The 25,981-nt window shown below is 58.9% G+C and carries 40 protein-coding genes and 1 pseudogene; 31 read left to right on the top strand and 10 right to left on the bottom strand.

The window, feature by feature from the left end; translation table 11 throughout:
* Positions 1 to 39: 39 nt before the first annotated feature.
* From ngg to JKA62_RS01230, 9 genes and pseudogenes are all read right to left on the bottom strand, one after another.
* Positions 40 to 1,785: an N-acetylglutaminylglutamine synthetase gene (ngg, locus tag JKA62_RS01270; RefSeq protein ID WP_201815853.1), complete on the bottom strand. Its 1,746-nt coding sequence runs from the start codon at positions 1,783 to 1,785 to the stop codon at positions 40 to 42.
* 3 nt (positions 1,786 to 1,788) lie between these two features.
* The gene (locus tag JKA62_RS01265; protein ID WP_201815850.1) at positions 1,789 to 3,561 is read right to left on the bottom strand and encodes an N-acetylglutaminylglutamine amidotransferase; all 1,773 of its coding nucleotides are present in this window, start codon (positions 3,559 to 3,561) and stop codon (positions 1,789 to 1,791) included.
* Positions 3,562 to 3,597: 36 nt separating this feature from the next.
* Positions 3,598 to 4,782, bottom strand: a complete 1,185-nt coding sequence (locus JKA62_RS01260) for a tyrosine-type recombinase/integrase (RefSeq protein WP_201815843.1) — start codon at positions 4,780 to 4,782, stop codon at positions 3,598 to 3,600.
* A 267-nt stretch (positions 4,783 to 5,049) separates the two neighbouring features.
* Entirely contained in the window at positions 5,050 to 5,787 is a 738-nt protein-coding gene (locus JKA62_RS01255) for a hypothetical protein (protein ID WP_201815841.1), read from the bottom strand.
* On the bottom strand, positions 5,780 to 5,977 hold the full coding sequence (locus JKA62_RS01250) for a hypothetical protein (RefSeq protein WP_201815840.1): 198 nt from the start codon (positions 5,975 to 5,977) through the stop codon (positions 5,780 to 5,782). Before JKA62_RS01250 ends, JKA62_RS01255 begins: the two co-directional genes overlap by 8 nt.
* Positions 5,974 to 6,243, bottom strand: a complete 270-nt coding sequence (locus tag JKA62_RS01245) for a hypothetical protein (RefSeq protein WP_201815839.1) — start codon at positions 6,241 to 6,243, stop codon at positions 5,974 to 5,976. Before JKA62_RS01245 ends, JKA62_RS01250 begins: the two co-directional genes overlap by 4 nt.
* Before the next feature lie 179 nt (positions 6,244 to 6,422).
* Positions 6,423 to 6,611 (bottom strand): annotated as a pseudogene (gene csrA, locus JKA62_RS28860) (carbon storage regulator CsrA); the annotation flags it as partial.
* Positions 6,612 to 6,698: 87 nt separating this feature from the next.
* Positions 6,699 to 7,079: a LuxR C-terminal-related transcriptional regulator gene (locus tag JKA62_RS01235; RefSeq protein WP_201815837.1), complete on the bottom strand. Its 381-nt coding sequence runs from the start codon at positions 7,077 to 7,079 to the stop codon at positions 6,699 to 6,701.
* Positions 7,080 to 7,207: 128 nt separating this feature from the next.
* Complete coding sequence (locus tag JKA62_RS01230) at positions 7,208 to 7,984, bottom strand: LexA family transcriptional regulator (protein ID WP_126359956.1); 777 nt, start codon at positions 7,982 to 7,984, stop codon at positions 7,208 to 7,210.
* A gap of 61 nt (positions 7,985 to 8,045) precedes the next feature.
* Here JKA62_RS01230 and JKA62_RS01225 point away from each other — a divergent pair, with 61 nt between their 5' ends.
* From JKA62_RS01225 to JKA62_RS01170, 12 genes are all read left to right on the top strand, one after another.
* The gene (locus JKA62_RS01225) at positions 8,046 to 8,381 is read left to right on the top strand and encodes a Cro/CI family transcriptional regulator (RefSeq protein ID WP_201816514.1); all 336 of its coding nucleotides are present in this window, start codon (positions 8,046 to 8,048) and stop codon (positions 8,379 to 8,381) included.
* 472 nt (positions 8,382 to 8,853) lie between these two features.
* The gene (locus JKA62_RS01220) at positions 8,854 to 9,213 is read left to right on the top strand and encodes a DUF3077 domain-containing protein (RefSeq protein ID WP_201815834.1); all 360 of its coding nucleotides are present in this window, start codon (positions 8,854 to 8,856) and stop codon (positions 9,211 to 9,213) included.
* Entirely contained in the window at positions 9,210 to 9,455 is a 246-nt protein-coding gene (locus JKA62_RS01215) for a hypothetical protein (protein ID WP_201815832.1), read from the top strand. The genes JKA62_RS01220 and JKA62_RS01215 overlap by 4 nt, the downstream gene beginning before the upstream one ends.
* A complete protein-coding gene (locus JKA62_RS01210) occupies positions 9,452 to 9,712 on the top strand; it encodes a hypothetical protein (RefSeq protein ID WP_201815830.1) in 261 nt (86 codons plus the stop codon). The genes JKA62_RS01215 and JKA62_RS01210 overlap by 4 nt, the downstream gene beginning before the upstream one ends.
* Positions 9,709 to 10,473, top strand: coding sequence for a BRO-N domain-containing protein (locus JKA62_RS01205; protein ID WP_201815829.1), 765 nt, complete (start codon positions 9,709 to 9,711; stop codon positions 10,471 to 10,473). The genes JKA62_RS01210 and JKA62_RS01205 overlap by 4 nt, the downstream gene beginning before the upstream one ends.
* Positions 10,470 to 10,802, top strand: a complete 333-nt coding sequence (locus JKA62_RS01200) for a hypothetical protein (protein ID WP_201815828.1) — start codon at positions 10,470 to 10,472, stop codon at positions 10,800 to 10,802. Before JKA62_RS01205 ends, JKA62_RS01200 begins: the two co-directional genes overlap by 4 nt.
* Entirely contained in the window at positions 10,799 to 11,023 is a 225-nt protein-coding gene (locus JKA62_RS01195) for a hypothetical protein (protein ID WP_201815827.1), read from the top strand. The genes JKA62_RS01200 and JKA62_RS01195 overlap by 4 nt, the downstream gene beginning before the upstream one ends.
* Before the next feature lie 2 nt (positions 11,024 to 11,025).
* On the top strand, positions 11,026 to 11,757 hold the full coding sequence (locus JKA62_RS01190) for a helix-turn-helix domain-containing protein (protein ID WP_201815825.1): 732 nt from the start codon (positions 11,026 to 11,028) through the stop codon (positions 11,755 to 11,757).
* On the top strand, positions 11,738 to 12,541 hold the full coding sequence (locus JKA62_RS01185; RefSeq protein ID WP_201815823.1) for an ATP-binding protein: 804 nt from the start codon (positions 11,738 to 11,740) through the stop codon (positions 12,539 to 12,541). Before JKA62_RS01190 ends, JKA62_RS01185 begins: the two co-directional genes overlap by 20 nt.
* A complete protein-coding gene (locus JKA62_RS01180; RefSeq protein WP_201815816.1) occupies positions 12,538 to 13,911 on the top strand; it encodes a replicative DNA helicase in 1,374 nt (457 codons plus the stop codon). The genes JKA62_RS01185 and JKA62_RS01180 overlap by 4 nt, the downstream gene beginning before the upstream one ends.
* 184 nt (positions 13,912 to 14,095) lie before the next feature.
* Entirely contained in the window at positions 14,096 to 14,380 is a 285-nt protein-coding gene (locus JKA62_RS01175; RefSeq protein ID WP_201815814.1) for a hypothetical protein, read from the top strand.
* Entirely contained in the window at positions 14,377 to 14,766 is a 390-nt protein-coding gene (locus tag JKA62_RS01170) for an antiterminator Q family protein (protein WP_201815812.1), read from the top strand. Before JKA62_RS01175 ends, JKA62_RS01170 begins: the two co-directional genes overlap by 4 nt.
* Positions 14,767 to 14,874: 108 nt before the next feature.
* Here JKA62_RS01170 and JKA62_RS01165 read toward each other — a convergent pair whose 3' ends face one another.
* Entirely contained in the window at positions 14,875 to 15,207 is a 333-nt protein-coding gene (locus JKA62_RS01165; RefSeq protein ID WP_201815810.1) for a hypothetical protein, read from the bottom strand.
* 543 nt (positions 15,208 to 15,750) lie between these two features.
* On the opposite strand from JKA62_RS01165, the gene JKA62_RS01160 reads away from it, so the two are divergent.
* The 19 genes from JKA62_RS01160 to JKA62_RS01070 all read left to right on the top strand — a co-directional run bounded on the left by JKA62_RS01160 (position 15,751) and on the right by JKA62_RS01070 (position 25,979).
* Positions 15,751 to 16,080: a phage holin, lambda family gene (locus tag JKA62_RS01160; protein ID WP_201815808.1), complete on the top strand. Its 330-nt coding sequence runs from the start codon at positions 15,751 to 15,753 to the stop codon at positions 16,078 to 16,080.
* Positions 16,080 to 16,241: a hypothetical protein gene (locus JKA62_RS01155; protein WP_201815802.1), complete on the top strand. Its 162-nt coding sequence runs from the start codon at positions 16,080 to 16,082 to the stop codon at positions 16,239 to 16,241. Before JKA62_RS01160 ends, JKA62_RS01155 begins: the two co-directional genes overlap by 1 nt.
* The gene (locus JKA62_RS01150; protein ID WP_442962194.1) at positions 16,202 to 16,567 is read left to right on the top strand and encodes an HNH endonuclease; all 366 of its coding nucleotides are present in this window, start codon (positions 16,202 to 16,204) and stop codon (positions 16,565 to 16,567) included. Before JKA62_RS01155 ends, JKA62_RS01150 begins: the two co-directional genes overlap by 40 nt.
* A gap of 262 nt (positions 16,568 to 16,829) precedes the next feature.
* Entirely contained in the window at positions 16,830 to 17,165 is a 336-nt protein-coding gene (locus JKA62_RS29100) for a phage terminase small subunit P27 family (RefSeq protein ID WP_201816511.1), read from the top strand.
* Positions 17,119 to 18,915 (top strand): terminase large subunit, encoded by a 1,797-nt coding sequence (locus JKA62_RS01140; protein WP_236676397.1) that lies wholly within the window; start codon positions 17,119 to 17,121, stop codon positions 18,913 to 18,915. The genes JKA62_RS29100 and JKA62_RS01140 overlap by 47 nt, the downstream gene beginning before the upstream one ends.
* Entirely contained in the window at positions 18,912 to 19,103 is a 192-nt protein-coding gene (locus tag JKA62_RS01135) for a hypothetical protein (RefSeq protein ID WP_201815797.1), read from the top strand. Before JKA62_RS01140 ends, JKA62_RS01135 begins: the two co-directional genes overlap by 4 nt.
* Positions 19,103 to 20,314 (top strand): phage portal protein, encoded by a 1,212-nt coding sequence (locus JKA62_RS01130; RefSeq protein WP_201815796.1) that lies wholly within the window; start codon positions 19,103 to 19,105, stop codon positions 20,312 to 20,314. Before JKA62_RS01135 ends, JKA62_RS01130 begins: the two co-directional genes overlap by 1 nt.
* A complete protein-coding gene (locus tag JKA62_RS01125) occupies positions 20,292 to 20,951 on the top strand; it encodes an HK97 family phage prohead protease (RefSeq protein ID WP_201815791.1) in 660 nt (219 codons plus the stop codon). Before JKA62_RS01130 ends, JKA62_RS01125 begins: the two co-directional genes overlap by 23 nt.
* A 10-nt stretch (positions 20,952 to 20,961) precedes the next feature.
* Positions 20,962 to 22,167, top strand: a complete 1,206-nt coding sequence (locus JKA62_RS01120; RefSeq protein ID WP_201815789.1) for a phage major capsid protein — start codon at positions 20,962 to 20,964, stop codon at positions 22,165 to 22,167.
* A 41-nt stretch (positions 22,168 to 22,208) separates the two neighbouring features.
* The gene (locus JKA62_RS01115; protein WP_201816548.1) at positions 22,209 to 22,634 is read left to right on the top strand and encodes a hypothetical protein; all 426 of its coding nucleotides are present in this window, start codon (positions 22,209 to 22,211) and stop codon (positions 22,632 to 22,634) included.
* The gene (locus tag JKA62_RS01110; RefSeq protein WP_201815787.1) at positions 22,627 to 22,944 is read left to right on the top strand and encodes a head-tail connector protein; all 318 of its coding nucleotides are present in this window, start codon (positions 22,627 to 22,629) and stop codon (positions 22,942 to 22,944) included. The genes JKA62_RS01115 and JKA62_RS01110 overlap by 8 nt, the downstream gene beginning before the upstream one ends.
* A complete protein-coding gene (locus JKA62_RS01105; RefSeq protein ID WP_330932748.1) occupies positions 22,941 to 23,273 on the top strand; it encodes a head-tail adaptor protein in 333 nt (110 codons plus the stop codon). The genes JKA62_RS01110 and JKA62_RS01105 overlap by 4 nt, the downstream gene beginning before the upstream one ends.
* Before the next feature lie 10 nt (positions 23,274 to 23,283).
* Positions 23,284 to 23,451: a hypothetical protein gene (locus JKA62_RS01100; RefSeq protein WP_201815785.1), complete on the top strand. Its 168-nt coding sequence runs from the start codon at positions 23,284 to 23,286 to the stop codon at positions 23,449 to 23,451.
* A 3-nt stretch (positions 23,452 to 23,454) separates the two neighbouring features.
* On the top strand, positions 23,455 to 24,033 hold the full coding sequence (locus JKA62_RS01095) for an HK97-gp10 family putative phage morphogenesis protein (RefSeq protein WP_201815784.1): 579 nt from the start codon (positions 23,455 to 23,457) through the stop codon (positions 24,031 to 24,033).
* Positions 24,026 to 24,412: a DUF3168 domain-containing protein gene (locus tag JKA62_RS01090; protein ID WP_201815782.1), complete on the top strand. Its 387-nt coding sequence runs from the start codon at positions 24,026 to 24,028 to the stop codon at positions 24,410 to 24,412. Before JKA62_RS01095 ends, JKA62_RS01090 begins: the two co-directional genes overlap by 8 nt.
* A 55-nt stretch (positions 24,413 to 24,467) precedes the next feature.
* Positions 24,468 to 24,965 carry a hypothetical protein gene (locus tag JKA62_RS01085; protein ID WP_127648850.1) on the top strand — a complete coding sequence of 166 codons (498 nt, stop codon included), beginning with the start codon at positions 24,468 to 24,470 and terminating at the stop codon, positions 24,963 to 24,965.
* Positions 24,966 to 25,004: 39 nt separating this feature from the next.
* A complete protein-coding gene (locus tag JKA62_RS01080; protein WP_201815780.1) occupies positions 25,005 to 25,331 on the top strand; it encodes a hypothetical protein in 327 nt (108 codons plus the stop codon).
* A 92-nt stretch (positions 25,332 to 25,423) separates the two neighbouring features.
* A complete protein-coding gene (locus JKA62_RS01075) occupies positions 25,424 to 25,582 on the top strand; it encodes a hypothetical protein (RefSeq protein ID WP_236676396.1) in 159 nt (52 codons plus the stop codon).
* A gap of 49 nt (positions 25,583 to 25,631) precedes the next feature.
* On the top strand, positions 25,632 to 25,979 hold the full coding sequence (locus JKA62_RS01070; RefSeq protein WP_201815778.1) for a hypothetical protein: 348 nt from the start codon (positions 25,632 to 25,634) through the stop codon (positions 25,977 to 25,979).
* Positions 25,980 to 25,981: the final 2 nt, after the last annotated feature.

The raw sequence follows: 25,981 nt of genomic DNA, 5'->3' as shown, positions 1-25,981 counted from the left end.
CATTCGCGCGTTGAACGCGTGAATGACGCTGAAGAGAGATCAAACGGCCGGCTGACTGTGCGGAAACAGCAGATCGACAAACCGCTCCGCCGTCGGCTGCGGCTCATGGTTGGCGAGCCCCGCCCGTTCGTTGGCTTCGATGAACACGTACGTCGGTTGATCCGCCGCCGGCACCATCAGGTCGAGGCCGACCATCGGGATCTCCAGCGCCCGAGCCGCGCGCACGGCAGCCTCGGCCAGGGTCGGGTGCAGAATCGCCGTGACGTCTTCCAGTGTGCCGCCGGTGTGCAGGTTCGCCGTGCGCCGCACGAACAGATGCTCACCGGCCGGCAGGATGCTGTTGTAGTCGTAACCGGCCGCGTGCAAGGTGCGTTGGGTTTCGTGGTCCAGCGGAATCTTGCTTTCGCCGCTGGTCGCCGCTTGCCGTCGCCGGCTCTGTGCTTCAATCAGTGCGCCGATGGAATGATGACCATCGCCGACCACCTCCGCCGGGCGGCGAATCGCCGCTGCAACTACCTCGAAACCGATCACCAGAACCCGCAGGTCGAAGCCTTCGTGGAAGCTTTCGAGCAGCACGCGCGTGTCGAACTGCCTGGCCGCTTCGATGGCCTGCTGCACTTCCTCGATGGTTTGCAGGTCGACCGCCACGCCCTGGCCCTGTTCGCCATCCAGCGGTTTGACCACCACTCGCTGGTGTTCATCGAGGAACGCCAGATTGTCGTCCGCGTTACCTGCCAATTGCTGCGACGGCACATTCAACCCGGCGGCTTTCAAGACTTTGTGGGTCAGGCTCTTGTCCTGGCACAGGTTCATGCTGATGGCGCTGGTCAGGTCGCTCAGCGATTCGCGGCAACGCACCCGGCGCCCGCCATGACTGAGGGTGAACAGCCCGGCATCGGCATCATCCACTTGCACGTCGATGCCGCGTCGATGGGCTTCCTCGACGATGATTCGCGCGTAAGGGTTGAACTGCGCCTCCGGGCCAGGGCCGAGAAACAGCGGCTGATTGATGCCGTTCTTGCGCTTGATGGCGAACGTCGGCAGGTTGCGAAAGCCGAGTTTGGCGTAGAGGTTTTTCGCCTGGCGGTTATCGTGCAGTACCGACAGATCGAGATAGCTCAGACCGCGACTCATAAAGTGTTCGATCAGATGCCGTACCAGCACTTCGCCGACACCGGGACGCGAACACTGCGGATCGACCGCCAGGCACCACAGGCTGCTGCCGTTTTCCGGGTCGTTGTAGGCTTTCTGGTGATTGAGCCCCATGACGCTGCCGATCACCGCGCCGCTGTCATCGTCTTCCGCCAGCCAGTACACCGGGCCGCCCTGATGGTGCGGGGTGAGCAGGGTGGCGTCGATCGGCAACATGCCGCGCGCCTGATACAGCTGATTGATCCCCTGCCAGTCCGCGTCACTTTGTGCGCGGCGAATGCGAAAGCCACGAAACACGCGGGTGGCCTGGCGATAATCGCTGAACCACAAACGCAGGGTGTCGGACGGGTCGAGAAACAGTTGGGTCGGTTCCAGCCCGAGAATCTGCTGCGGCGCGGCGACGTACAAGGCGATATCGCGTTCGCCCGGCTGCTCGTTAAGCAGTTCCTGAGCAAGGCTGGCCGGATCGGGGAATGTGTGGCCGATCAGCAGCCGGCCCCAGCCGCAGTGCACTGCAATCGGCTCGGCAGCCGGCTCGCTGCCATCTTCGGCCAGACGCGCCTGCAAGCGTTCGTAGGACGGCGTCTGGCCGCGCAGCAGTCGCTGGCTGTAAGCCGTGGCGTGAGGTTTCATCAATCAGATTCCTTGTTCGCTGAGCCACAGGTTCAAAGCCGCCAGTTGCCACAGCTTGGAGCCGCGCAGCGGGGTCAACTGGCCTTGTGGATCGGTCAGCAATTGGTCGAGCATGGCCGGGTTGAACAGGCCGCGATCCTGACTCGGATCCAGCAGCAGTTCGCGCACCCAGCTCAGGGTCTCGCCCTGCAAATGCTTGAGACCCGGCACCGGGAAGTAGCCTTTCTTGCGGTCGATCACTTCACTCGGAATCACCCGTCGCGCGGCTTCTTTCAACACCTGCTTGCCGCCGTCCGGCAGTTTGAACTGGCCCGGAATGCGGGCCGACAATTCCACCAGGCGATAGTCGAGAAACGGCGTGCGCGCCTCCAGGCCCCAGGCCATGGTCATGTTGTCGACGCGTTTGACCGGGTCGTCCACCAGCATCACCGTGCTGTCCAGGCGCAGGGCCTTGTCGACCGCCGCATCGGCGCCGGGCTGTGCGAAATGTTCCTTCACGAAGTCGCCGGCAGCGTCATTGGCGGTCAGCCATTTCGGCTGCACCGTGGCCGCATAGTCGTCGTAGCTGCGGTCGAAAAATGCCTCGCGATAAGCCGCATAGGGATCGGCTGCACCGTCGACTTGCGGATACCAGTGATAACCGGCGAACAACTCGTCGGCGCCCTGGCCGCTTTGCACAACCTTGCAGTGCTTGGCCACTTCGCGGGACAGCAGATAGAAGGCGATGCAATCGTGGCTGACCATCGGCTCGCTCATCGCGCGGAACGCGGCGGGCAGTTGCTCGATGATTTCTTTTTCGTCGATGCGCAGTTGATGGTGTTGCGTACCGTAATGCTTGGCGATCAGATCGGAGTACTGGAATTCGTCGCCGCGCTCGCCGCCGGCATCCTGAAAACCGATGGAAAAGGTCGACAGGTTTTCCACGCCGACTTCGCGTAACAGGCCGACGAGCATGCTCGAATCGACGCCGCCGGAAAGCAGCACGCCGACATCCACCGCCGCCCGTTGGCGGATGGCTACGGCTTCGCGGGTGCTGTCGAGTACGCGGTCACGCCAGTCTTCCAGGGTCAGGTTTTTCTCGTCGGCGTGTGGGCCGTAGGGCAGGGTCCACCAGGTTTTCTGCTCGGTGGTGCCGTCCGCTTCAATGCGCATCCAGCTCGCGGGTGGCAGCTTTTCGATGCCCGCCAGCAAGGTGCGCGGCGCGGGCACCACGGCGTGGAAATTCAAGTAATGGTTAAGCGCCACCGGATCGAGGATCGGGTTGATGTCACCGCCCTTGAGCAGTGCCGGCAGGGCCGAGGCAAAGCGCAGGCGCTGGCCGGTGCGCGACAGGTACAGCGGCTTTACGCCGAGACGGTCGCGAGCAATGAACAGACACTGGGCATCGCGCTCCCAGATGGCGAAGGCAAACATGCCGTTGAGTTTCGGCAGCAGCGCTTCGCCCCAGGCGTGATAACCCTTGAGCAGCACTTCGGTGTCGCCACCGGAGTAGAACGCGTAACCCAGCGCTTCGAGTTCGGCGCGCAGTTCCGGGAAGTTGTAGATCGCGCCGTTGAAGGCCAGGGACAGGCCCAGTTGGCTGTCGATCATCGGCTGCGCCGAGCCGTCCGACAGGTCCATGATTTTCAGGCGTCGATGGCCCAGGGCAATCGGCCCTTGGGCATGGAAACCCCACGCGTCGGGGCCGCGAGGCGCCAGGTGATGGGTGATTCGCTCGATGGCTGCAAGGTCTGCAGGTTGTTGATCAAAACGTAACTCGCCAGCTAATCCGCACATGTACCGTAAACCCTTTGTATTTCGGCGTTCATGTCGCTACTGGTGATTCTCCCGTACCGGTTTTGTACCACTTTCCAATCGATCCAGCTTCTCAAGCTCCGCCCAGTCACTCGGCGAGCTGATCCACTTGGCATAGGTGGAGAGCAGTACCTGAACGCTGTGCCCGAGTTGTGCGGCGATGAACGCTGGATTCATCCCCGACATCAAACACATCGTTGCGTACGTGTGGCGCGTGTCATACATCCTGCGATGCCGAATACCTAACTTTCGCAGCGCGCTCAGCCAGTAGCGTTTTGGGCCAGTCTCGGATCGGATATACAACTCTGACTTATCTCCCGATCCCTCCGGCGCGAACACATAATCCGAACGCGCCGCCGTGAGTGGCCTGGCTTTTTCGAGCGCCTTGATCGCGCGATCGTTCAATAAAACTTCGCGGGAGCGCTTTGTCTTAGTTCGCTCCTGGATCTTTCCATAGATGCGAATACGGCAAACTTTTGCAGTCTTCTTGCGCATGTCGATCTCTTCCCAGCGCAGCGCCATTGCCTCTCCCGGGCGCATTCCGGTGTAGAACGAGAACTCGAAGAAGATCGCGTAAATCTGTTGCAGGCCGCTCGTCAGTTCGTACAGCTTGGCGATGATCAGGTCTGCCTCGGCGCGCGCGAAGGGATCGATTTCACGCTTCGTCACGCGGGTTGGCGGGATCGAACTGGCCGGATTGCGGTGGATCAGCTCATCACGCACGGCCTGGGCGAAGATGGTGGTCATCAGCCTAATTGCATCCTTGCGCCGGACGGGGGACGTCCACTGGATGTCGTTGACGACCTTGCGCAGGATCACAGGCGTGATCTTGTCCAGCGGCTTGGCCGCGAGGTAGGGCACCCAGTAGTTTTGCAGGGTGGATCGGTAATTTTTGCGCGTGCTTTCGACGATCTGGAGGCTGTCGAGCCAGTCCTGGGCGTAGTCGAAGAAAATCGGCATGGTCTGCACTTCTGCGCTGCGCGTGCCCGGGAACAGCTCGGCGTACTTCTGCGGGGTCAGCGCGCCGAGCTTGTCCAGTTGCTTTACCTGAGAACGAAGGCTTGCCGCTGCGGCGATTCCTTTCGCGGTCTGAGGGAAGGGGAGCGTTTCACAGCACCGCTTCTTGTTCCAGGAGAAACGAATTCGGATTGATGGTCCGACAAACTCAACCCCTGTTGGCAAGTCCACAGACTTTCGATCCATTCGTCATACCTCCGTTTGCTGTACATAATCCGGCCGTCAATCTTCGACCAGACGCCTTGCGGGATGATCTTCCGCTCTCTCTTTCGCTGCAGCGCCTTCGCTGTGGTGCCCACCAGCTCGGCCATTCGCTTCTCGGTCACCTTGTCGTGGCCGTCCCCTTCGGGCAATTTTTCAGCAGCCCCCATCAATCACCTCCTACGTGTCGCGACACGTTTTCGTCATTCGCTATTTGTGTCGCGTCATTGTTCTGATCCCAAGCCCATCTCGTCATGGGCGACCTTCTGCAATCGCTGTCAGCTCTGCCACCAGCGCATCGGTGCGCCCGTAAAACTTGCCGGCGTCCTCGTTCACGAATCGCTCGATCACGCTGGCCACTGCCGCAGCGTTGGAAAGCCCGCGCAGATCCGTTTCTGCTGTTGGCGCATCTGTCGATGGGGCGTGCACGAAGGCGCCGGCCTTGATCTGCAACGAGCGCACCGGACGCACAGCCTTTTCTTTGCTCGTCCAGTTCGTGTCCGGAGTGCACCATGGCAGCATGTGGAGACACCAGGCACTACCGGCGGATGATTTCTGCGTGCTCGACCAGTACTCGCGCAATGCGAATGCCTGAGCTGGCCCGCCCGCACCATCTGCTGGCCAGTGCTTGCCCCACGGCTCGAGCTGCAGCAGGTTGGCTCGCATCACCTGCAGCTCCTCAATCGCCGGGATGTGCCAGCCCCGGTGCCCACGGATCGACATGGTCAGCACCTTCTGCGCGATCGCGCTTCCGGCCTCGGCCATTGCCCGGGTGTTGGCCAAACCGTCGTGGTATGACTTGCTGCCGCGAACATTCAGCCGCGGGCCTGACCGATCCCACCATTGCGCGGGCTGCTCGAACTCTCGGCCGGCATCAATAAGGGCGTGCTCAGCGCCACCAAAGAACAGGCGTCCAGCGAAGAAGCCGCCGGCGAATGGCTGGCCGATTGCGGGGAGCGCTGCGGGCGAAATTGTCTGGCATTTATTCATCCTCGCGATCCCCCGAATCAGCCACCGCACGCAGCTTCAACTTGATCCCGTAGGAGTCGGCGAGCTTGCTCAACTGGCCGACAGTGGTGTCGGGGCTCTTGAGCGCCTGGCCCAACCTGATCAGTCGCTCGCCGAGTTTCTCCAGATCGCTCTGCAGATGTAGGTGTGTTACTTGGGTAACGATCGTCATAGCTTGAGCCTCTCATCCTGTGGGAGCGGAGTGGTCACCGAAAGCCCTTTTTCAGATACCGGGCTGGCCTGAGAGGCCCGGCCTGGCTCGCGCTCTGTAGTGCCGCTCTGTGGGAGCGAACTATCCGGCAAGCAGCTGATACCGGTGTTATTCAGGATCCAGCAGGTAACGCCGCGAGCGCTGTCGTGCTGGACGCTGACGAACTGCTCTCCCGCGCTGGCTTGGCCGGCGATCAGCAGCAGTGCGGCGATGATCATTGCTCGCATGGGGCGCTCTCCATGAGATTGCCGGCCGAGTACCCGAATACTTCTGCCTCGGTGCCCAAGGCTTTTTCACGGAAAGGCAAGTGTTCGAGCAGGGCTTTCGCTTCGCTCAGGCTCGGCAGCTTGAACACCACCGTGAGGAAGGCCGGCTCGGCGTTGACCATCCGGACGCGATCGTCGATGTGCATCGGCTTTTGATCCTTCGGAATACCTGCCTGAATGCGCTGGTGAATTTCCTCGCGGTGCACTGCGACCGACTCCGGCGCGGATATACCGAGGCGCACCTGCTGGCCAGTGATACCCAAAACAGTGACGCTGACGTCATTGCCAATACGGATCGTCTCGCCAGATCGGCGGGTAAGAATCAACATTGTCCTGCTCCTTTGAGTTGGGAGAAGCTTTCTCAAGGCCGAGCGAATCCCGGCCGCGGTGTTGGCTTTCGCGAAAATCAGGTTGGGTTAAGCGGTGAGGGCAACCTCGATGCGGCGCACGGCCACGCGAGTTTCAATGCGGCGCTCGCCTGGGCGGCGGATGCGCCCAAACTGTTCGGTGTTAGCTTGCTGGGCAGTCATCACCAAGCACACCAGGACCACGAGGGGCGCGATGATCTGGCGCTTGAATGCCTCCAGCACAAGGCCGCGCATCGTCTTGACACCAAGCTTGAAGCGGGCGCTTTCAAGACGTTTTTCAGCGGTGGCTGGACTGATACTCATTGCACGACCAATTTGCTTCACCGTCATATCGGCAGCAGCCCACAGGGTGGCTTCAAGCTCCCGAGGAGCCAGGCCCATCTTGAGGTTGCCCTGCCAGTTGCCGGCGGTCAGAGTGCTGGTGGTCATTTCGTGAAGCTCCATGCTGGGTGCGATGGAGTAAAAATTACCAAAGGTAATTATTTATGTAAATACCTTTGGCAATATTAATTTTTACTGGGCAAAAAAAACCGCTCAATAGCGGCGGCTTTTTGCGACTAGGGTCTGGATACCCTCACACTCCCTCCGCGCCATACCACTCTTCCTATCAAGGGGAGATCGACGGCTGCTGAACTCGGGATCACCTCGTCGGGGAATAGCTGCTTGTCCTGGTTGTCGCATCTGAGCGTCCAGTTTCCAGAAATTTGCTGCGCTACCCGCCTGACGCTAGTCCTACCATCAGGCATGCGGACGAGATAGACCTCACCATCCTTTAGGGCCGGCTTGTACGTGTCAATCATGACCACGTCGCCGGACAAAATATGTGGGGCCATACTGTCGTCGCCGGCGTAAACGATGTTGAGACTGCTAAACGAAACTCCCATTTCTTGGAGCCAGCCGCGCCTGAATACCATGCCCTCGGTCAACCCGCGATGTTCGTCGTTCACGTTCGGAACGAAAGAGTTATCGTCTAAATACTGCGGTATCAGGACATATTGCTCGCGTGGCGGGGCATCAATGATGCGAGCGGCTTTAGCCCAGGTTGTTCGAAATGAGTCTGCGGTGACGCGTGACGACGCAACCATCTCGATGATCGCCGCTAGACGCGGACTGAAGTCAGAAACCGGCACATCCAAAATTTTGGCGAATGCAGCCGCGATCTCGGTGTTCAGCGGATTCACACCGTTCAGATAGTGTGAGACAGAGCTTTGGTTGATGCCGAGTTGCTCAGCCAGTTTTTCCTGAGTCAGCTTCAGCTGTTTCTTTTTGGCTGTGAAAATTGCCTTCAAGCGTAGGCATTCTTCTTTGCGGTCAGCAGGTAATGGTTTTTTCATCAGTCGATAATATTCCCATCGGTAATAGTTTAACAAATGCCAAAGGTATTGCTTTGTGAAAATGCCAAAGGTACTATTTTGGCAAAGTTCTGTTTGGAGATTTGCTGTGAAACATACCCAGCTGAAAGATTTCGCGAAGGCTCGCGGCCAGCCAGAGGCAGCGTCTCTTTTGGGAATTACCCAAGGTGCGCTGAGCAAGGCATTACGCGTGGGCCGCGACGTTTTTGTCATCGAACACGCTGACGGCAGGTTTACCGCTTTTGAAACCAGGAGCTTTCCATCGCGGCTCAGCTCAAATCCGCGTGTTGCCCCGACCATGAGCCAAAAGATACGCGCCTCATTGCCGCTTGAAGAGTCTGGTGAACCATCTGTTTATCTATCCAGTGCTGGGCAGTGAGTATGAAAGTTTTCGCATGCGATCAGGTCAATGATTCCGCGCATGCGCGGTTTCCTGAGTTATTTGTATGCCATTACCGCCAAATCGTGTGTGGTTTCAGCCAAATGGCTCTATGCCGAAATTTTCTTTCCTTATCGGGGGTAGTTGCCAGGCACTACCTAGGTAAAGGCAAGAAATTTCGGAGGAATTACATAATGCCGCTGGCATGCGTACTCGAAAACTCGCCCCTCCTGAGGCCCTCGATTCATGGGTACCTTACGGATTTGCACAATACGGGTGAAAAGGGAAGGCCCTCGCCAGGGCCTGCTGAGCGACTTCCACTGGTTGGCTTTTGCCTGCCCAATGAAAAGGAATACGGCATGAGCCAGCACGCCCCCGCCAAGTTTTTGCTGTCCGGCTGACTTTTCTCCGGGCAACAAAAAGCCCGCTGTAGGAAGCGGGCTTATCACGCCACTCGGTAGGACGAGTGGTTATGTACTTCTTCGTTCTGGAGAACGATATGACGCACCCGAAAAATAGCACCGGACATAACCGGATGCAACAGCAGATGCTCACCACGCATTCGAATTTCTACCACCAGAGCGTCAGCGCAGACGGCATTCACTCGCGTCCTCTTCTTGCTGTTCAGGCCGGGCAAGACTGCGAGGAGGCTTTGAATTCAGCCTCAATGCTGCTCGGCGCCGTCGATGAAATCATGACAGCGCTCACTGATGAAGGGATGGAAACGAACGCCATCTTCGGCTTGCGCTTTCTGATTGAGAGCTCCAAAGCTCTGGTGGACTCGACCACCAATGCCGTGATGCATGGGAAAAGCCAAGGCGGTGCCCAATGAGCGCGCCGGTATCGATCGACGTAATTGAAGCGCAGCGCAATCACCGCGCAGGCCTTGGTGCTTATCACCTGGCGAAACTGCTTCGCGATAACCATGGGACGGGCGACACCGCCGAGGATCGCGCGCTCTCACCGAACGAGGAGTACGGGGTGTTGCTGGCGCTCGAGTTCATCACGTACAGCCTGTACGCGACGCTTGAGCAGCAGATGCTCGACGCAGAAGCGGCGGAGGTACGGCCATGACTTCGATCTCTGTTGGTCGCCTCAAGATCGAGGCCGAGGCAATGAGTCAGGCCGGTTACTTCGTTGATGCGCTGGCGAAGTTCATCGGCACAGTGGGCACCCATGATCCGGAACTCTGCGACCAGGCACTGGACGGATACGTGGTTGGTGGCTTGGCGGCAGGGCTGCGCCTGATCGGCAGCGAGCTGATGAACCGTGGTGATGAGTTCGCCACGCTCATTGCCAAGTCCGAGAGCGTTGGGGGAGGTGTTCAATGAACCTGACACCATTCAATTTCAGCGGCGCCGAGATCCGCGTGGTCACCGATGAGCAGGGTGAGCCATGGTTTGTCGCCAAGGACGTCGCCGATCTGCTCGAGTATTCCGATACCGATCAAGCCGTGCGCTCCCACTGCAAGGCAGCGAAAACCTACCCCGTCGAAATGACGGGTCAGGTGCGTAACGTCAAGGTGATCCCGGAGCGAGATCTTTACCGACTTGTCATGCGTTCGAAGATGCCAGCGGCTGAGGCATTCGAAGAGTGGGTGGTGGGCGAAGTCTTGCCGAGCATCCGCAAGACGGGGGGCTATCAGAGGAAGCTGAGCCCGGCCGAGCAACTGCTCGCTAACGCCCAACTGCTGGTCGACATGGAGCGCCGCCAGCATCAGACCGAGCAGGCGGTGGTGGGTATCGAAACCCGTGTAGCCCAGGTCGAGAAGATTCGTTACCTCGACTCGCGGCCTGCCGGCTTCGAATCCATGACCGCCATCCGCGAGCGCATCAACCTGCGCCACGGCCTTCCGCACTGGGTGATCAACGCGGTGATGCGCGATATCGCTGGCGCGCCGCTGCCATTCGCCATGGTTCGCAGCGCGCACTCTGACGACGGCGCCCAGCCGTACCCGATCTGGCCCACGGCTGACATCACTCGCCGCTTCGACCGGTTCGCCGCCGAGTGCACGTTTGAGACGGCAGAGCGCGCCACCCATCCCGACATTCAGCAAGGCCGGTTCAAGCTGCGCCAGAGGAAATCCGCATGAGTGAGAAAACAGCGAATTCGACTACGGAGCCTACCGTGATCGACGAGGCGTACATGGAGCGATTCACGAACGACCAGCTCGCCTACAAGGCGTGGATCGGTGCCGACCTGGTGCGGGAAATCCTTTTCGACGAAGAGGGCATCGAGAACTGCATGCAGGACGCGAAGTTTGAGACTGCGCACGCTGCTATGGCGCTTCGTGTTCTGGTGCGGCGGCTGACCGGTATGAACCCGGATGTGCTTCGGAAGGCGGTTCAGCAAAGGCAGCTTGAAGCGGTGGTGCTGGAACCTGAAACGCCTCAGCTCCCAGCCTGGGAGACGGTGCAATGAACCGTCTCCCGCATACCTCATCCACCGAACAAGGTCCGGTGTCCGTGATCGCCGGCCCGTGGCCAAGCTACGCGGCGTTTAAGGGCCTGCCAGAGCGTGATCGCTGGGTCATGTACTCAAGCGCCAAGGCCTACCGTCAGGCGCTTGAGGATCAGGGGCTGGTGATGGCTGAGACCTACGACGCTTTCATCCGTCGCGTCTGCGCCGAGCTGGAGATCTGATCATGAGCATGGATTTGATGGTCAAGGCCATGAAAACGAAGGTGGGAAACCCGCTGCGCAAGCTGGTGCTGGTCAAACTAGCTGACAACGCCAGTGATCAGGGCGAGTGCTGGCCTTCCTACCAACACATTGCCGACCAGTGCGAGATCGGCCGATCCACCGTGAAACTCCATATCCGCGAGCTGGAGAAGGCTGGTTTTCTCCGCCGTGAGTATCGCCGGAAAGGTGAGCTGAATCAGTCGAACGTCTTCCATTTGTCGCTGGATGGTGGGGCAGATCCTGCCCTAGGGGGTGGGGCAGGAGATAACCCACCTGGGGCAGGAGGTGACCTAGGGGGTGGGGCAGGAGCTGCCCCCAGAACCAGTCACTCTTATGAACCAGTCAAGGAACCTAAACCTATGGTCACCACGATTGAGGATGACGGGTTTGCACAGTTCTGGAAGCTGTACCCGAAAAAGAAGTCTCGCAAGGACGCTGCCAAGGCCTGGGCGAAGTTGAAACCGAACGAGGAGCTGCACCAGACCCTGATCACTGCTTTGGGTAGCCACTGCATTTCGGAGGATTGGACGAAGGACGGCGGTCGTTATGTTCCGAACGCCGCCACCTGGCTCAACGGTGAGCGCTGGCATGACGAGCTCAAGCCCGCGCCCGGGAAAACTTCGACGTTTACCAACCTGCCGCAACACGAACCAAACGCTTATCCGGAGGTGCCGCATGGCCAAACCAATTTCTAACTTCGGCCGCGTGCCGGATGTTCGCTTCTTCGAGGCTCAGTGCCCGGTACACGGCACAGTCGACGGCGCCGAGGTCGAGCAGTTCGACGGCTCGTATCTGGTGCGTACCTGCCGCCGGTGCCAGTGGGAGGCGATGAACACTGCCGACACCCGCAGCGAAGCCCACACGCAGGCGCTGGCGCGCCGCAAGGCTACGGCGCTGAATGAACTGTTGATCGGCTCGGGTATCACTCCGCGCTTCGCTGGATGCACCCTGGACAACTTCACCACTGGCGCGGTGCTGGAAAAGGTTCGCGCCTTGGCGACTTGTCAGTCCTACGTCGACCAGTTCGAGGAGAACTACCGTGCCGGCCGCTCACTGATCCTGTCCGGCAATATCGGCACCGGCAAGACCCACCTCGCCAGCGGAATGGTCCAGCAGGCGATCCGGAAATTCGGCGCGGCGGCGGTTATCACGTCGGCGGCGGAGATCATCCGCATTGCCAAGGGCTCGATGGTGCGTGGCGCCGAATACACCGAGCGCGACGTGATCAACGAACTGGCCGGGGTCGACCTGCTGGTGATCGACGAGGTTGGCGCGCAGAAGGGCAGTGAGTACGAACTCGGCCTGCTGCACGAAGTCATTGATCGCCGGTATCAACTGGTGCGCCCGACCGTGGTGGTGTCGAATCTGCCGGCCAGCACTCTGGGCCAGTTCATCGGCGATCGAGCGCTTGACCGCCTGCGCCAGAACGGCGGCCAAGCCGTCGGCTTCAGCTGGTCCTCGATGAGGGCCACGGCATGAGTGAGTATCGCGAACTGTTCAGCGATGAGGCTGAACACGCTCTGTTGGGGGCCATGCTGCTGGACTCGAACTTGTTCGACTCGATTACCGGCCAGGTGCAGGTGGCGGACTTCCACGATCCGGAGAATGCCGCGCTGTTCCAGGCAATGGTCGGCTGCCACGCGGCAGGGAACCCTGTCGATCCCGTCACGCTGCATGACTACGCCGAGTTTTTGCCGAGCGGCGCCCGTACGATGGCTTACGCCGCCGAGCTGGCGCGCAACACGCCAAGCACCGCCAACTGGAAGGCCTACGCCAAGGTGGTGACAGAGCGCGCCGTGCTGCGCCGCCTGGTGGACGCTGCCGACGCGGTGCGCGAGCTGGCCACCGAGAATAGGCCGGTCGCCGAGATCATCGCCAGCGCTCAGCAAGCAATGGCGGATCTGCGCGACCTACAGACCGGAGAGCCCGACTACAAGCGCATGGACGAGGTGGTGACGCGCAACATCGACATCATCGACTCCAAGTTCAACGGCACCCTTCAATCTGGCCTATCGACCGGCCTGGTGGATCTGGACAAGCTCATCCGTGGCCTGCGGAAGAAGACCGTCACCATCGTGGCCGGCCTGCCAGGGAGCGGAAAAACCACGCTCGGTCTGCAGATCGCCCAGCACATCACGTGCAGCGGTGCCGGCGTTGGAATGGTGTTCTCGTTGGAGATGCCGGAGGAGGAACTGGGCAATCGTGCGCTGGCGTCCATCGGCGGTATCGACCTTCGAAAACTCGATGACGGACAGCTGCAGGACGACGACTGGCCTCGCCTGACCTCGGCGGTGAGCAAAATCATCGATAAACCGCTGTTCGTTTGCGACAAGTCCGGCCTGACAGTGGCGCGCATTCGCAGCATTGCCCGCCAGGTTCAGCGCACCCACGGCCTCGACGTGGTGGTGATCGATTACATCGGTCTGATTGGGTCAGACGTTAAGGCATTCAACCGCACTTCGGAGCTGGGCAAGATCTCGACCGGGATCGTGAACATCGCCAAAGAGCTGGAGGTGCCGGTGATCCTGCTGGCGCAACTCAACCGCGATTCGACGAAGCGCCCAGGCAAGAAGCCAATCGCTTCCGACCTGCGCGACTCTGGCCAGATCGAGGCCGACGCCCACTGCATCATCCTCGTCCACCGGGATAACGACTCGGAGGAGGGCCAGAACGGCGTCACCGAGCTGATCATGCCGAAGTGCAGGCACGCGCCGGTCGGTTCGTGCCTCGTTCAGCAGCAGGGGCAGTACGCCCGATTCGTCAACTTCGCCTGTAACCGCGAGCCGAGTAACGAGGAGGTCGAAATGGGACGATCGTTTGCCAGTCAGTACCGGGAGAGAAAGGCATGATCCAGATGAAGGAGCTTTTTCGCCGGTTGACCGGCTTTAGATCTGAGAATTCTGCCAACTCCCTTAAAGGCTCGGCGCAGACGCCTCGCGCATCAAATGACGAAACAACCAACTGCGAGGTTTCAATTCGAGCTCACACCGACACCATGCCCAACGAAATTTTGCACATATGGAGTGCCGCACAATGAGTCACGTAACTGCGGCACTGCCGCGCAAGAGCTTGACGAAGGTCGAGTGCCAATTCCTGAAACAGGGCAATCGCCTGCTGCTGGAAAAAACCAATGGCCGGATCGGTTCGGCGGCGCTCATGGACATCATTGCCGACTGGCATGCCTTGCGCGCCGATTTGGGCTTCGAGGCATTCGCTCGGCGCTGGATAACTGAAGGCAACGCAAAAAACAAGATCGCTGACAAGCTGCTGCGGGAGCTGTTCGGCATGGATGAGCCAAACCCGAGGAAGGCAGCATGAAAAAACGAACGTACGCAGATAAGCCGCTTGGCGACACCGAGTACCTGCTGGAGCAATGGGGGTGGTGGCGCATGGACGGCATGGGGGTGCCTCGGTACGTTTCGCCGCTGTATGCGCTGATCCGCGACAACAACGTCACTGAAGGCGGCGTGAAAAACTACTGTGTCACGGACGACGTTGCCCTGGTGGTGGATCGCGCGGTAGCCAAGCTGGCCCAGCGTGACGAGCAGATGGGTAATTTCATCTGGCTGTACTTCGGTGCGAAGTGGACGATGGTCCGGGTTGGTGAGTCGGCGAGAATGTCCGAGCGTTCAGCCCGGGAAGTGATCAAAGCCGGCGTTGCGTGGATTGATTGCGCCGTGGAAGAAATCCGCCTTGCGGCGTAAAAAGTTCTTTCCTGCCGGATAAACACCTGTTTTCATGGCACCGTGTTCAGCTTTTCAAGCGCGACACAACAGACAAAGCCCGGCCAACATGACCGGGCTTTTTGTTCACTACCGAGCTATCAGTGGGGCTTTGCATTCTGGATCTATCTGCTGAAGCGCCTTAAGGCCGTCACTGGTCAGCACATGGCTTGGACCGAATTGGTAATTCCGGTCAACAATAAAGCCCTCATCGATTAGCCAGAGCAATACAGCGCGAACTTCCTTAGCGAGCGCTTTGTATTCGTCGCTTACTTTTTCCTCCCCGTGCACAAACTCTGGTTTTTCATCGGTGAGACCGATGGATTCAGGTGTTGCGTAATGAGGTGTCGGGAAATTTCGGTAAAAGTCTTTTAAAAGCTTTGCTGAGACTTCGTTGAATCGATCAATCTGGCTTGAACTCATGTTTTTGCCTTTTTTGTGGGGGGGCGTTCGGACAGGCATGCAGCCAACATCGTGGAGTACGCGCTAACGGCGCCTAGCCACGTTTCAATAGGTCAGCCGAGAGCTGGCCTTTTTTGTTTCTGAAGCATTCGATGCGGACCTACAACTGAAAAACACTCCAGCCTCTGAAGTCATGCGTTGGCCTTGGTCCATTCCGAGAGAGCCCACTCCTTGAGCTCAGCCACGGTCAGCGAGTCAATGTTGTCCGGAGCTTTCGGGTGAAACGTGGTGGTCGCCTGGGATGGCCCAATTACAGTGATTGCTGGCTGGCAGAGGCCGTGATTCAGATTGCTAAGTGTCACATGTACCAACTTCCATTTTTCGCTCATGAGATTCCCTTTTTAAGGCTGAATCGTTAGTGGAATTTCGATAGTAGCTCTAAGCATTGGTCCGCAGGTAGCGGGCTTTTTATTCCCGCCCAGGCGAATCCTTATCGCTATAGGGGATTCCCTGTCGGCCTATTGGGTCGTTTTTCTTCTTACTCCCTGACGGGGAGGAACTGAGATGCCAAACATGCCAGATAAACCAGACACATGGGCGATAGCGCTTGCGTGGCTGAGCCAGCATTCGCCGATCCTTTACCCGGCCGGGCTGTCCTTTGCCATGGCCGTGCTACGCATCACTTACGGTGGCGGCTCGCGCCGCCAGATGATCGTGGAGGGCGTGCTGTGCGGCGGGTTGACCCTCACCATCATCAGCGGTCTGGAATTCTTCGGGCTGCCGCAGAGCATGGCCACCTTCGTAGGTGGATGGGTTGGCTTCCTCGGTGTGGAGAAGATCCGGTCGATAGCTGATCGTGTGACCGACTTCAAGCTGCCAACGAGGTCATCGTGATGGCTCAGATAAACGTGACACTCAAGACCACGCTCCGCTGGTGGGTCTCGCCGCTGATGAGTTGCGGCGTGGTGTGGTACTGGCTCACCGGTCGAGACAAGTTCGCACAGGGCTTTATCGAATGGGTTGTGAAGCACGGTATCAGGGTCGAGGTGGAGTGATGGCGAGCACATCTGCCTGGCACCATCTCTACAAGACGAAGGAGTGGTACCGGCTCAGATGGAGCCAGCTCCAGGCAGAGCCGTTGTGCCGTCGCTGCGCCTCACATGGCCGCGTTGTAGCCGCCAACATTGCTGACCATATCAAGCCACACCGTGGTGACGTGACGCTGTTCTTTGACGCGACGAACCTGCAAAGCCTCTGCAAGCTTTGCCATGACAGCGCGAAGCAGCGAGAGGAAAAGTCGGGCGTAGTGGTTGGTTGTGACGTCAATGGGCTGCCCATCGACCCGAACCATCACTGGAATCGCTCGAAGTCTCGGAAATGAGAACGGTTTTCACGATTCGCGAACCGTTTCGGTGTGGCACGCCACTGCCCCTAGGGGGAGGGTGAAAAGTTCGGATTTCCGCTGCATAGGACCGCCCTCGACCCTCTTTACGCAAAAAGCCAGAATTGGAGAGTTTTTTTTGAAGGGAAGAACCCCCGCCCCGACAACCCAGAAAAAGGTCACCGGCACGTTGCGTGCCAGTCGGGAAAATAAGCGGGAGCCTCAGCTCGCAGTAGCATCGTACCAGTCGCCGCCGTCAACGATGACGGCCGATGGACAGGCAGTGTGGAAAATCTTCTGCCCTCTCGCTACGTCCATGGGCGTGCTCACCGAAGCAGATCTTCAAACCCTCGAGCGTCTGTGTGAAGTCGCCGCCGAGGTTCGCCGCTTAACCAAAGTTATTTCCGAAGAGGGCCACACCTACTCGACCGAAGCCGGGCTGATTAAAGCGCACCCGGCGGTGGCGATGGCGGCTGACGCCGACCGCCGGCTGCTCTCTTACCTTACCCATTTCGGCATGACACCCGCCGCCCGATCCAAGGTCCAGGCCATTGGCGAACCTCCAGAAAAAGACCCGGAAGACGAGTTCTTCAATTGAGGTCAAGAAGGTTTCCTATGCGGTCGACCCAGTAACGGCCTGGGCTCAAGAGGTTTACTCCGGCAAGGTTTTGGCCGGGCCCGATATTCGAAACGCCTGCGGCCGCCACTTGCGCGACCTCGAGGACGGCCCGAAGCGTGGGCTGACTTGGAATCTCGAAAAAGCCAACCGGGCGATCCGCTATTTCAAGACGGTGCTCAAGCTTAATGGCGGCGAGCACGAAGGGTTGCCATTCGTTCTTTTGCCTTGGCAGGCATTCATCGTCGGCTCGATCTTCGGCTGGATGGCGCCAGATGGCTTCCGCCGCTTCCGGACTGTTTACATTGAGTCAGGTAAGGGTTCAGGCAAGTCACCGCTGGCGGCTGGGATTGGTCTCTACTGTATGACCTCCGACGGCGAACCTCGCGCCGAGGTGTACGCAGCCGCAACGAAGCGTGACCAGGCAATGATCCTGTTCCGCGATGCGGTGGCAATGGTTGATCAATCGCCGTCGCTGAAGAAGAAAATCAAGAAGTCAGGGCGCGATGAGAAAGTCTGGAACCTAGCCTATTTGGCGACCGGCTCGTTCTTTCGCCCTATCAGTTCCGACGATGGACAGTCCGGCCCGCGTCCTCACTGCGCTCTTATCGACGAAGTTCACGAGCACAAAAACAACAAGACCGTCGAATTCATGCGGGCAGGTACTAAGGGCCGGCGCCAAGCGCTGATCCTGATGATCACCAACAGCGGGCATGACCGAAACTCGGTTTGCTATAGCTACCACCAGCTCGGCGTGAACGTCTGTGAGGCTGGCGCCAAGGGCGTGACAAAGAGGCACCGTCACTTCAACGACGGTTTCTTTGCCTTCATCTGTTCGTTGGATAAGGGCGACGATCCGTTCAAGGATGAGAAGTGCTGGGGCAAGGCCAACCCATCGCTAGGCCATACCTTCCAGCCGAAGTATCTGCGCGAGCAGGTGACCGACGCGAAGGGGATGCCCGCCAAGGCGAGCACTGTCCGGCGCCTGAACTTCTGCCAGTGGGTGGATGCTGCAAATCCATGGGTCGATATCGACACCTGGCTGTCGTGTTGCACGAAGTTCGATCCCGAGAAGCTGGCTGGTCAGGTTTGCTATGGAGGTCTCGACCTTTCAGGTAAGCGCGACCTTACGGCGCTGAACCTGTATTTCCCGGAGCAGGGCAAGTCTATTGCTGAGTTCTGGACGCCAAAGGACACGTTGCTTGATCGTGCCGCGATTGACGGCGTGCCTTATGACATTTGGCTTGAGGATGGACACATCCACGCGCCGCCAGGTAAGGCAATCAACTACGCCTTTGTCGCCAAGCGGCTGGGCGAACTCGCCGCGAAGTTCGAAATAAAGGCGTTGGCGTTTGACCCGTACCACATGACTTATCTGGAGGTAGAGCTTGAGGCTCAGGGCATCGAGTTGAATCTGGTGCCGCATGGCCAAGGCTTTCGCCCGGCGCGCGAGTCGAATCTGTGGATGACTCACTCCATTGATCTGGTCGAGGACTTGATTCTCACCGGGCAAATCCAAGTGCTGGCAAACCCATGCCTTACCTGGAACGTCGCTTCCGCTGTGATGGAGGCCGACGCCCAGGAAAACAGAATCTTCTCCAAGCGCAAAAAGACCGGCCGCATTGATGGTGCCGTCGCTATGGCTATGGCCGTCGGCGCGGCCAACGCTACAGAGAAAGTGGCTGAGAGCCTTTCAGACCACATCTCTAAACATGGAATTCGAACCCTATGACCGATGAAATCAAACCTACAAAGCTGGAGGCGTTGAAAGAGGCTGCTCCTGATCTCGTCGGCGTACTTGGTTTGGCCTTGTTGACGCGGGGGCTTTGGGCCTGGATGGGGGAACCACTGGCTTTGACGGTCTGCGGTCTCTTGCTGATCGTCTTGTCGGTTGTCTCGATACTGCGGGGTGGTCGCTGATGTTTCGTGCACTTCTTGGAAGAAAGGCCGGGCCACAGGTCATCGATACACCGGAGAAACTTGCCCAGGCGCTGGGGGCTGGCTACGAAAGCAATGCCGGTCAGCGGGTGACTACAACCAGCGCTATGCAGCAGTTGGTCGTATTCAACTGCGTGCGGGTTCTGGCCGAATCGATGGGAATGCTGCCATGCAGGCTATTGAAACAGACTGGCCGGGTTCGACTGCCGGCAACTGCGCATCGCCTCTATTCGCTGATCACCATGGCCCCCAACAGCTACATGACTGCCCAGGAGTTCTGGGAAATGCTGGTGGCGTGCTTGTGTCTTCGTGGCAATTTCTACGCCTACAAAGTGAAAGCGTTGGGCAATGTGGTTGAGCTTCTGCCGCTTAACCCGGACATCGTCACCCCCAAGCTCAAGGACGACTGGACGGTTGAGTACACCGTCAATTTCAAGTCGGGCACGAAAACGCTAACCCAAGATGAGATCTGGCATGTGCGATTGTTCACGCTGGACGGTCTCAACGGACTAAACCCCATCGCATACGCTCGACAAGCGCTGGGCCTGGGCCAAGCAATGGATGCTCACGCCGCCAAGCTCTTCACCAACGGAGCGGTAACGAGCGGTGTTCTGCGCACAGAACAGCAGCTCACCGATGAAGCTTTCGGTCGTCTCAAGACGGAGTTCCAAGGCGAGCACATGGGGGTGGCCAACGCCTATAAACCCATGATTCTGGAGATGGGACTGGACTGGAAGCCAATCAGCCTCAACGCCCAGGACACCCAGTTCATCGAGTCCAAAAAATTGACCGAGTCGCAGATCTGCGGCCTGTTCCGTGTGCCGCCACACTTGGTGGCCAGCATGGAAAAGATGACGCTCAACAACATCGAGCACATGGGTATGAGCTTCGTGAACTACTCGCTGGTTCCGATCATGACCCGTATCGAGCACCGCATCCAAGTGGGGCTGCTCAATGAGAAAGACCGCCTGACGCATTACGCCAAATTCAACGCCGGCGCGCTGATGCGCGGCGATCTGAAAGGCCGGTATGAGTCCTACGGCAAGGGCATTCAATGGGGGATTTTGAGCCCGAACGACTGTCGCGAACTGGAAGACGAAAACCCCCGCGATGGCGGCGATATCTATCTCACTCCGATGAACATGACCACAAATCCAGAGGCTGCCGACGATGCAGACAAAACAGCGCCTTGACGTGCCGCTGACCATTAAGTCGGTCAGCGACAGCGGCGAGTTTGAAGGCTACGGCTCCGTGTTCGGTGTCGTGGACAGCTACAGCGATGTGGTTGTCCGCGGTGCATTTGCGGCAAGCCTCGCCAGGTGGAAGGAAAAAGGACGTCTGCCGGCGATGCTTTGGCAGCACCAAATGAGCGAGCCGATCGGAGTCTACACCGAGATGCGCGAGGACGACGTGGGCCTGTACGTCAAAGGCCGGCTTCTGGTTGAAGCTGACCCGCTGGCCAAACGCGCGCACGGGCACATGAAGGCGGGAAGCCTTACCGGGCTATCCATCGGCTACATGCTCGAAGACGGCGGCTACGAGTACGACAAGGAAAAGGGCATCTGGCTGTTGAAGGCTATCGACCTCTGGGAAGTTTCCCCGGTCACCTTTCCGGCCAACGATGACGCCCGGATTACTGATGTGAAGTCTCTGCTGGCCCGCGGCGAAACACCGCCGCCCAGCAAAGTGGAGCGAGCCCTTCGAGAGGTTGGGTTTTCTGGCTCCCAGGCCAAGGCCTTTATGGCCAAGGGCTACGGCGCAGTTTCACCGCGAGAGGCGGATGCCGACGAAGCAATGCAATCCCTCAAATTACTATTGACCCGCATTTAAGGAGCCTCTCATGGCTGTTGAAAAGAAAGATATCGAAGACGTCGCCGAAGCCTTGGGCAAGAAGTTCGACGAATTCAAGAAGACCAATGACAAGCGCATCGATGGGCTGGAAGAAGAAAAGGGCAAGCTGTCTGGCCAGGTCGATACGCTCAACGAAAAATTGAGCGAATTGGATGCGCTGAAGAGCGATCTCGAAAAAGAACTGCTCGCCCTCAAGCGTCCAGACGCCACTGGCACCAAGGCGGCCAGCGAGCACAAGACCGCGTTTATGCAGTTCGTGCGCAAGGGTATCGAAACCGGCCTGGGTGAGCTTCAGGCCAAAGCGCTGCAGGTCGGCGTTGATGCTGATGGTGGGTTCGCGGTTCCTGAAGAGCTGGATCGCAGCATCATCGAGTTGTTGCGCGATACATCCCCGATGCGTCAGGTCTGCAACCAGATCACCGTTGGCAGCCCAGACTACAAGCGTCTGGTGAACCTCGGCGGCAACGGCGCTGGCTGGGTGGGTGAAACCGATGCTCGTCCCGCAACCAACACTCCAAAGCTCGGCAATATCTCTGCGTTTATGGGCGAGCTGTACGCCAACCCACAAGCCACTCAGGCCAGCCTCGACGACATCTTCTTCGATGCTGAGGGTTGGTTGAATGGCGAGGTTGCTCGCGACTTCGCTGAGAAGGAAGGCAATGCCTTCCTGAAAGGTGATGGTGTCAACAAGCCTAAAGGTCTGCTGGCTTACGGTCTGGACGTGAAAGACGACGACGCTCGCGCCTTCGGCGTTTTGCAAAAGCTCTTGAGCGGCACCGCCGGTGCGATCACTGGTGACAGCCTGATCAATCTGATTCACGCCCTCAAGGCGGGCTACCGCGCCAATGGCACCTGGATGATGGGCAACCTGACCGTTGCCTACGTCCGCAAGCTGAAGGACAGCGAGGGCAACTATCTGTGGCGCCCAGGCCTGGAAGCGGGAGCACCCTCGGTCCTGCTGGGTTACGGCATCACCGAAAACGAAGACATGCCAGATGTTGCGGCTGACGCCAATGCCATCGCATTCGGCGACTTCAAGCGCGCCTACACCGTGGTGGATCGCATCGGTACCCGCGTGCTGCGTGACCCGTACACCAACAAGCCGTTCGTTGGCTTCTACACCACCAAGCGCGTCGGCGGCATGCTGGTCGACTCCCAGGCCGTGAAGATTCTCACCCTGAGCGCCGCTGCCTGACTGGGCGGGCGCCTACGGGCGCCCAGACTGCTGGAGGATTTATGCCGATCATTATTGTGAAAAAGCCGTTCCCATTCTCTGCAGATGGCAACCATGTAGTTGAGGTTGCAGTCGGCGAGCAGGATGTTTCGGAGCGATGCGCTCTGGTGGCGGTCGAGCACCTATGCGTGGCGTCCTACGCCAACCAACTGGACGCAAATGGTCTGAAGTTGGATGGTCCGACCGTTGCTGAGTTTGTTGAGGCTGGCTACCAGGCCGTCAACTATCCGCCCGAAGGTTACGCGTCGCGCAGTTCTCAGGATGAGATTGATGCCGCGGTAGAGGCTCAGAAAAATGCGGATAGCGAGACTGATCCGCTCAAGATGACCGTGCCAAAGCTGAAGGATTGGCTCATCGCCAAAGGCATCGCTTTCGAGCCTGGCGCAAACAAACCGACGCTTCAGGCGCTGGTGCCGGCTGGTGATTGATCTTCCCATCGTCAAGGCTCACTTACGGGTCGACCATGACGACGAGGATGCGCTGATTCAGGGCTACACGGATGCAGCCCTCAGCGCGTTTGAGACCTGGACCAATCGTACGCTAGTCGACCCTGAGACGGCTTTGCCTGACCCAGTCGGCAATGCGCTGTTGATGACCAAGGCGATTAAGCAAGGAGCGCTGTTGCTGATCGGACATTGGTATAGCAGCCGCGAGACAGTGGTGATCGGAACGATCACTGCGGAACTGCCAATGGCAACCAATGCCCTGTGGAAGCCCCACCGCTGGGTGAATTTGTGAGAGCCGGTCCATTGCGCCACCGGTGCACGATGTTGAAGCCGGTGCTGACCAAAAACAAATCAGGCGGCTTCGACGTCACCTGGGCTGAAATTGGCAAACTTTGGTCGGAAATCACAATGCCGACGGGCCGGGTTTCACCCGTTGCTGAGCAGCTTAAGGCCGTGGTCACTGCCGAGATCCGCATCCGCCCGCGGGCCGATGCTGTCGCCGGCAATCGCCTTGTCCACACGGCGAAAGGAATCACCACGACCTACCTGATCGGCGCAGCGCTGATCGACAACGAGCACAGCATGCTCCGGCTGCTCTGCTCAAACGTCCCCAACCCTTGAGGGTGAATTTATGAAAGTAGTTGCACTGGGCGCCTTGTCGGGCGCCACTGGCGATCGGGAAAAAGGCGAAGAGTTCGTGGTCGATGCCAATCTCGGCGCCGACCTCATTCAGCGCGGGCTGGTGAAGCCAGTGGCCGAAGCTGCTCCAGCAGATAAACCGGCCAAGGCCAAGGAGTAACCCATGGCTGCTCGCCGGTCGCGCATGTCTGGCGATTTCAAATTGCGCAAAACCCTGCGCAACATCCATGCAACGATGGATAACGAGCTGGTCGGCGTGATGAAGGAAGGCGCTGACAAGATCCTGGCAACGATGAGGCAGCTGATACCGAAAGACACAGGCGCCGCCTCGGCTGCATTGAAGGTATTCGTGTCGAAGAGCGGCCTCAATGCCGAGATCGGCATTCGGGGCAAGCGCGACACGCAGCGCTTCTTCTACCTCCGCTTCCTTGAGTACGGCACCAAGGGTTACAGCGGCACCCTGTACCGAAGGGCTGATAAAAACGCGGTGGGCGGTGAGCACACCAACAACCGCGACAAATCAAAGCTGTCTGGTCGACGCAATGCGTTGCGCGCCCGGGACACGAAGAACAAGTCTGACGGCTCCACGTTCTACGGCAAGTACCCGGATATCCCCGCCCGGCCGGCTCATCCATGGTTGCGGCCGGCTAAGGATGTGAACCGCGAATTCGTTCTGGCCAACATCCGCGAAGCGGTGGCCAGGACGCTACGTAAGGCCAGCATGGGAGCAAGCGATGAGTGATCCTTCGGTTGCGCTGCAGGAAGCGCTGTTCGCCCGGCTTGAGGCCGAGGTCTCGTGTCCGATCTACGACGGCGCGCCCATGGATACGGATATGCCCTACGTCTCGATTGACCGGGAGATCTCCACCAACACCACGCCGATTGCCGGCAGGAAGCGCGAGCAGCGCCTGATCTACCTTTCGGTCTGGTCGGATGCTCACGGCCAGGCCGAGGTGAAGCGCATCCTCGGCGAGGTTGTAGCAGCCCTTGATGAACGCCGCTTACCGTTGTCCGTCGGCCGCGCTGTATCGGTCCGGGTCGAACAAGCTGACGCCCAGCGTGATGCCGATGGTGTCACGTACCAGGGATCGATCACGGTCCGCGTTATCACCACCCACTAAACCCCAACCCCGGCCGCACCGCGGCTTTATCCAACGTGCCTTTGGAGGAACCCCCATGGCCGAAGACAACCTCAACACCGCCGCCGGCTGCCGGATCGGCATCGGCAGTAAGAACGGCGCTGATACCGAAGCGCTCTACAAGGCAGACACCTACGTCGATATCGGCGAAGTGGAAGACCTGGGCGAGTTCGGCGATACGTTCAGCTCCGTGACCTTCACGTCGCTGCGCGATGGCCGCGTGCGCAAGTACAAGGGCACCGCCGACGCTGGCGACCTGACCCTGACCGTAGGTCTCGACAACGGCGATCTTGGCCAGGCCAAGCTGAAGGTTGCGCACAAGGACCGCAGCAAGGGCGACTACAACATCAAGATCACCCTGAACGATGGCGATCCGGATGCTACCCCGGCGCTGCTGCCGACTACGTTCTACCTGCGCGGCAAGGTCATGAACAACACCGTCGCCGCCGGCGCCGCTGACAACGTGGTTCGCCGCAACGTCACGATCGGCATCAACTCCGACATCCTGGAAATTCTCCCGGCTGCCGCCGCCTAACCTGCGGGGCTTCGGCCCCGAAACCCAAGGATTCGCGACATGAGCAAAACCCTTTACGGTACCGTCGAGATCAAGCTTGGCGACGAGACTTACACCCTGACCCCAACGCTCGGTGCCGTGCGTGCGATTGAAGCCCACTTCGGCGGGTTGCGCGGCGCGTCCCAAGCGCTGAATGCGCTGAGCATCGACGGCTGCGCGGTGATCATCGCCGGTGGCGCAGGCTTGAAAGGCAAGGCAGCCGAGGCGGTCGCCGAGCAGGTCTGGCAGACCGGCGTGCTGGAAGTATCGGTGCAGTTGAACGCCTACCTGGTGGCGCTGTACAACCCGAAAGGCCCCGACGCGGGAAAGGGCGAGCCGGCGGCGTAAGTGCCGTAGAAGACGGCAGCTATGTTGACCGGCTCTACGCGGTGGCCACGGGCTGGCTGGGCTGGTCTCCCGACTTGGCCTGGCGCACGCCGATGCCTGAGCTCTTTCTGGCGATGGACGCCAAGATCGAATGGGCCCATATGACCAACCCTTTCGGCGGCGGCAAGACGAAACCCAAGGAGGGCAGGCCATCGCCTTCTACTGTTGCTGACAAGCTCCGGCAGGCGCTGACGGGGCGGCAGGTTGTTTAGTGCTTTTTGATATGCTCCGTTTTTCTAAAGAATAAATGGAGCGTCGCGCATGAAACGGAGTGTCTTCCTAACTATCCCGTTGATCTTTAGTTCTGCTGTTTGTTTTGCGGGTGGAAAGCCTGCCACGGCGTCTGACATTGCAGGTATCAAAGAGGCAATGGAGGATCGCCTGAAAGATTCCGACAGTGCCAAAATAAAGGATGTGCGCCTAACTGGCGATGAAAAGTCAGGCTGGCAATTCTGCGGTAGCGTGAACGCTAAAAATTCTTACGGCGCTTATTCTGGATTCACTCCATTTATGGGAATGAAGCTGAAAGGAACTGATGGGAATATCTCCTATGTCGTTTTAGGAGTTGATGATTCAGTAGAGCAAGTCTGTAGGAAATACGGACTTTGAAC

Source organism: Pseudomonas sp. B7 (genome assembly GCF_016735645.1).
GTDB classification, from domain to species: domain Bacteria; phylum Pseudomonadota; class Gammaproteobacteria; order Pseudomonadales; family Pseudomonadaceae; genus Aquipseudomonas; species Aquipseudomonas glycinae.
This window is presented reverse-complemented; position numbering and strand designations above follow the sequence as displayed.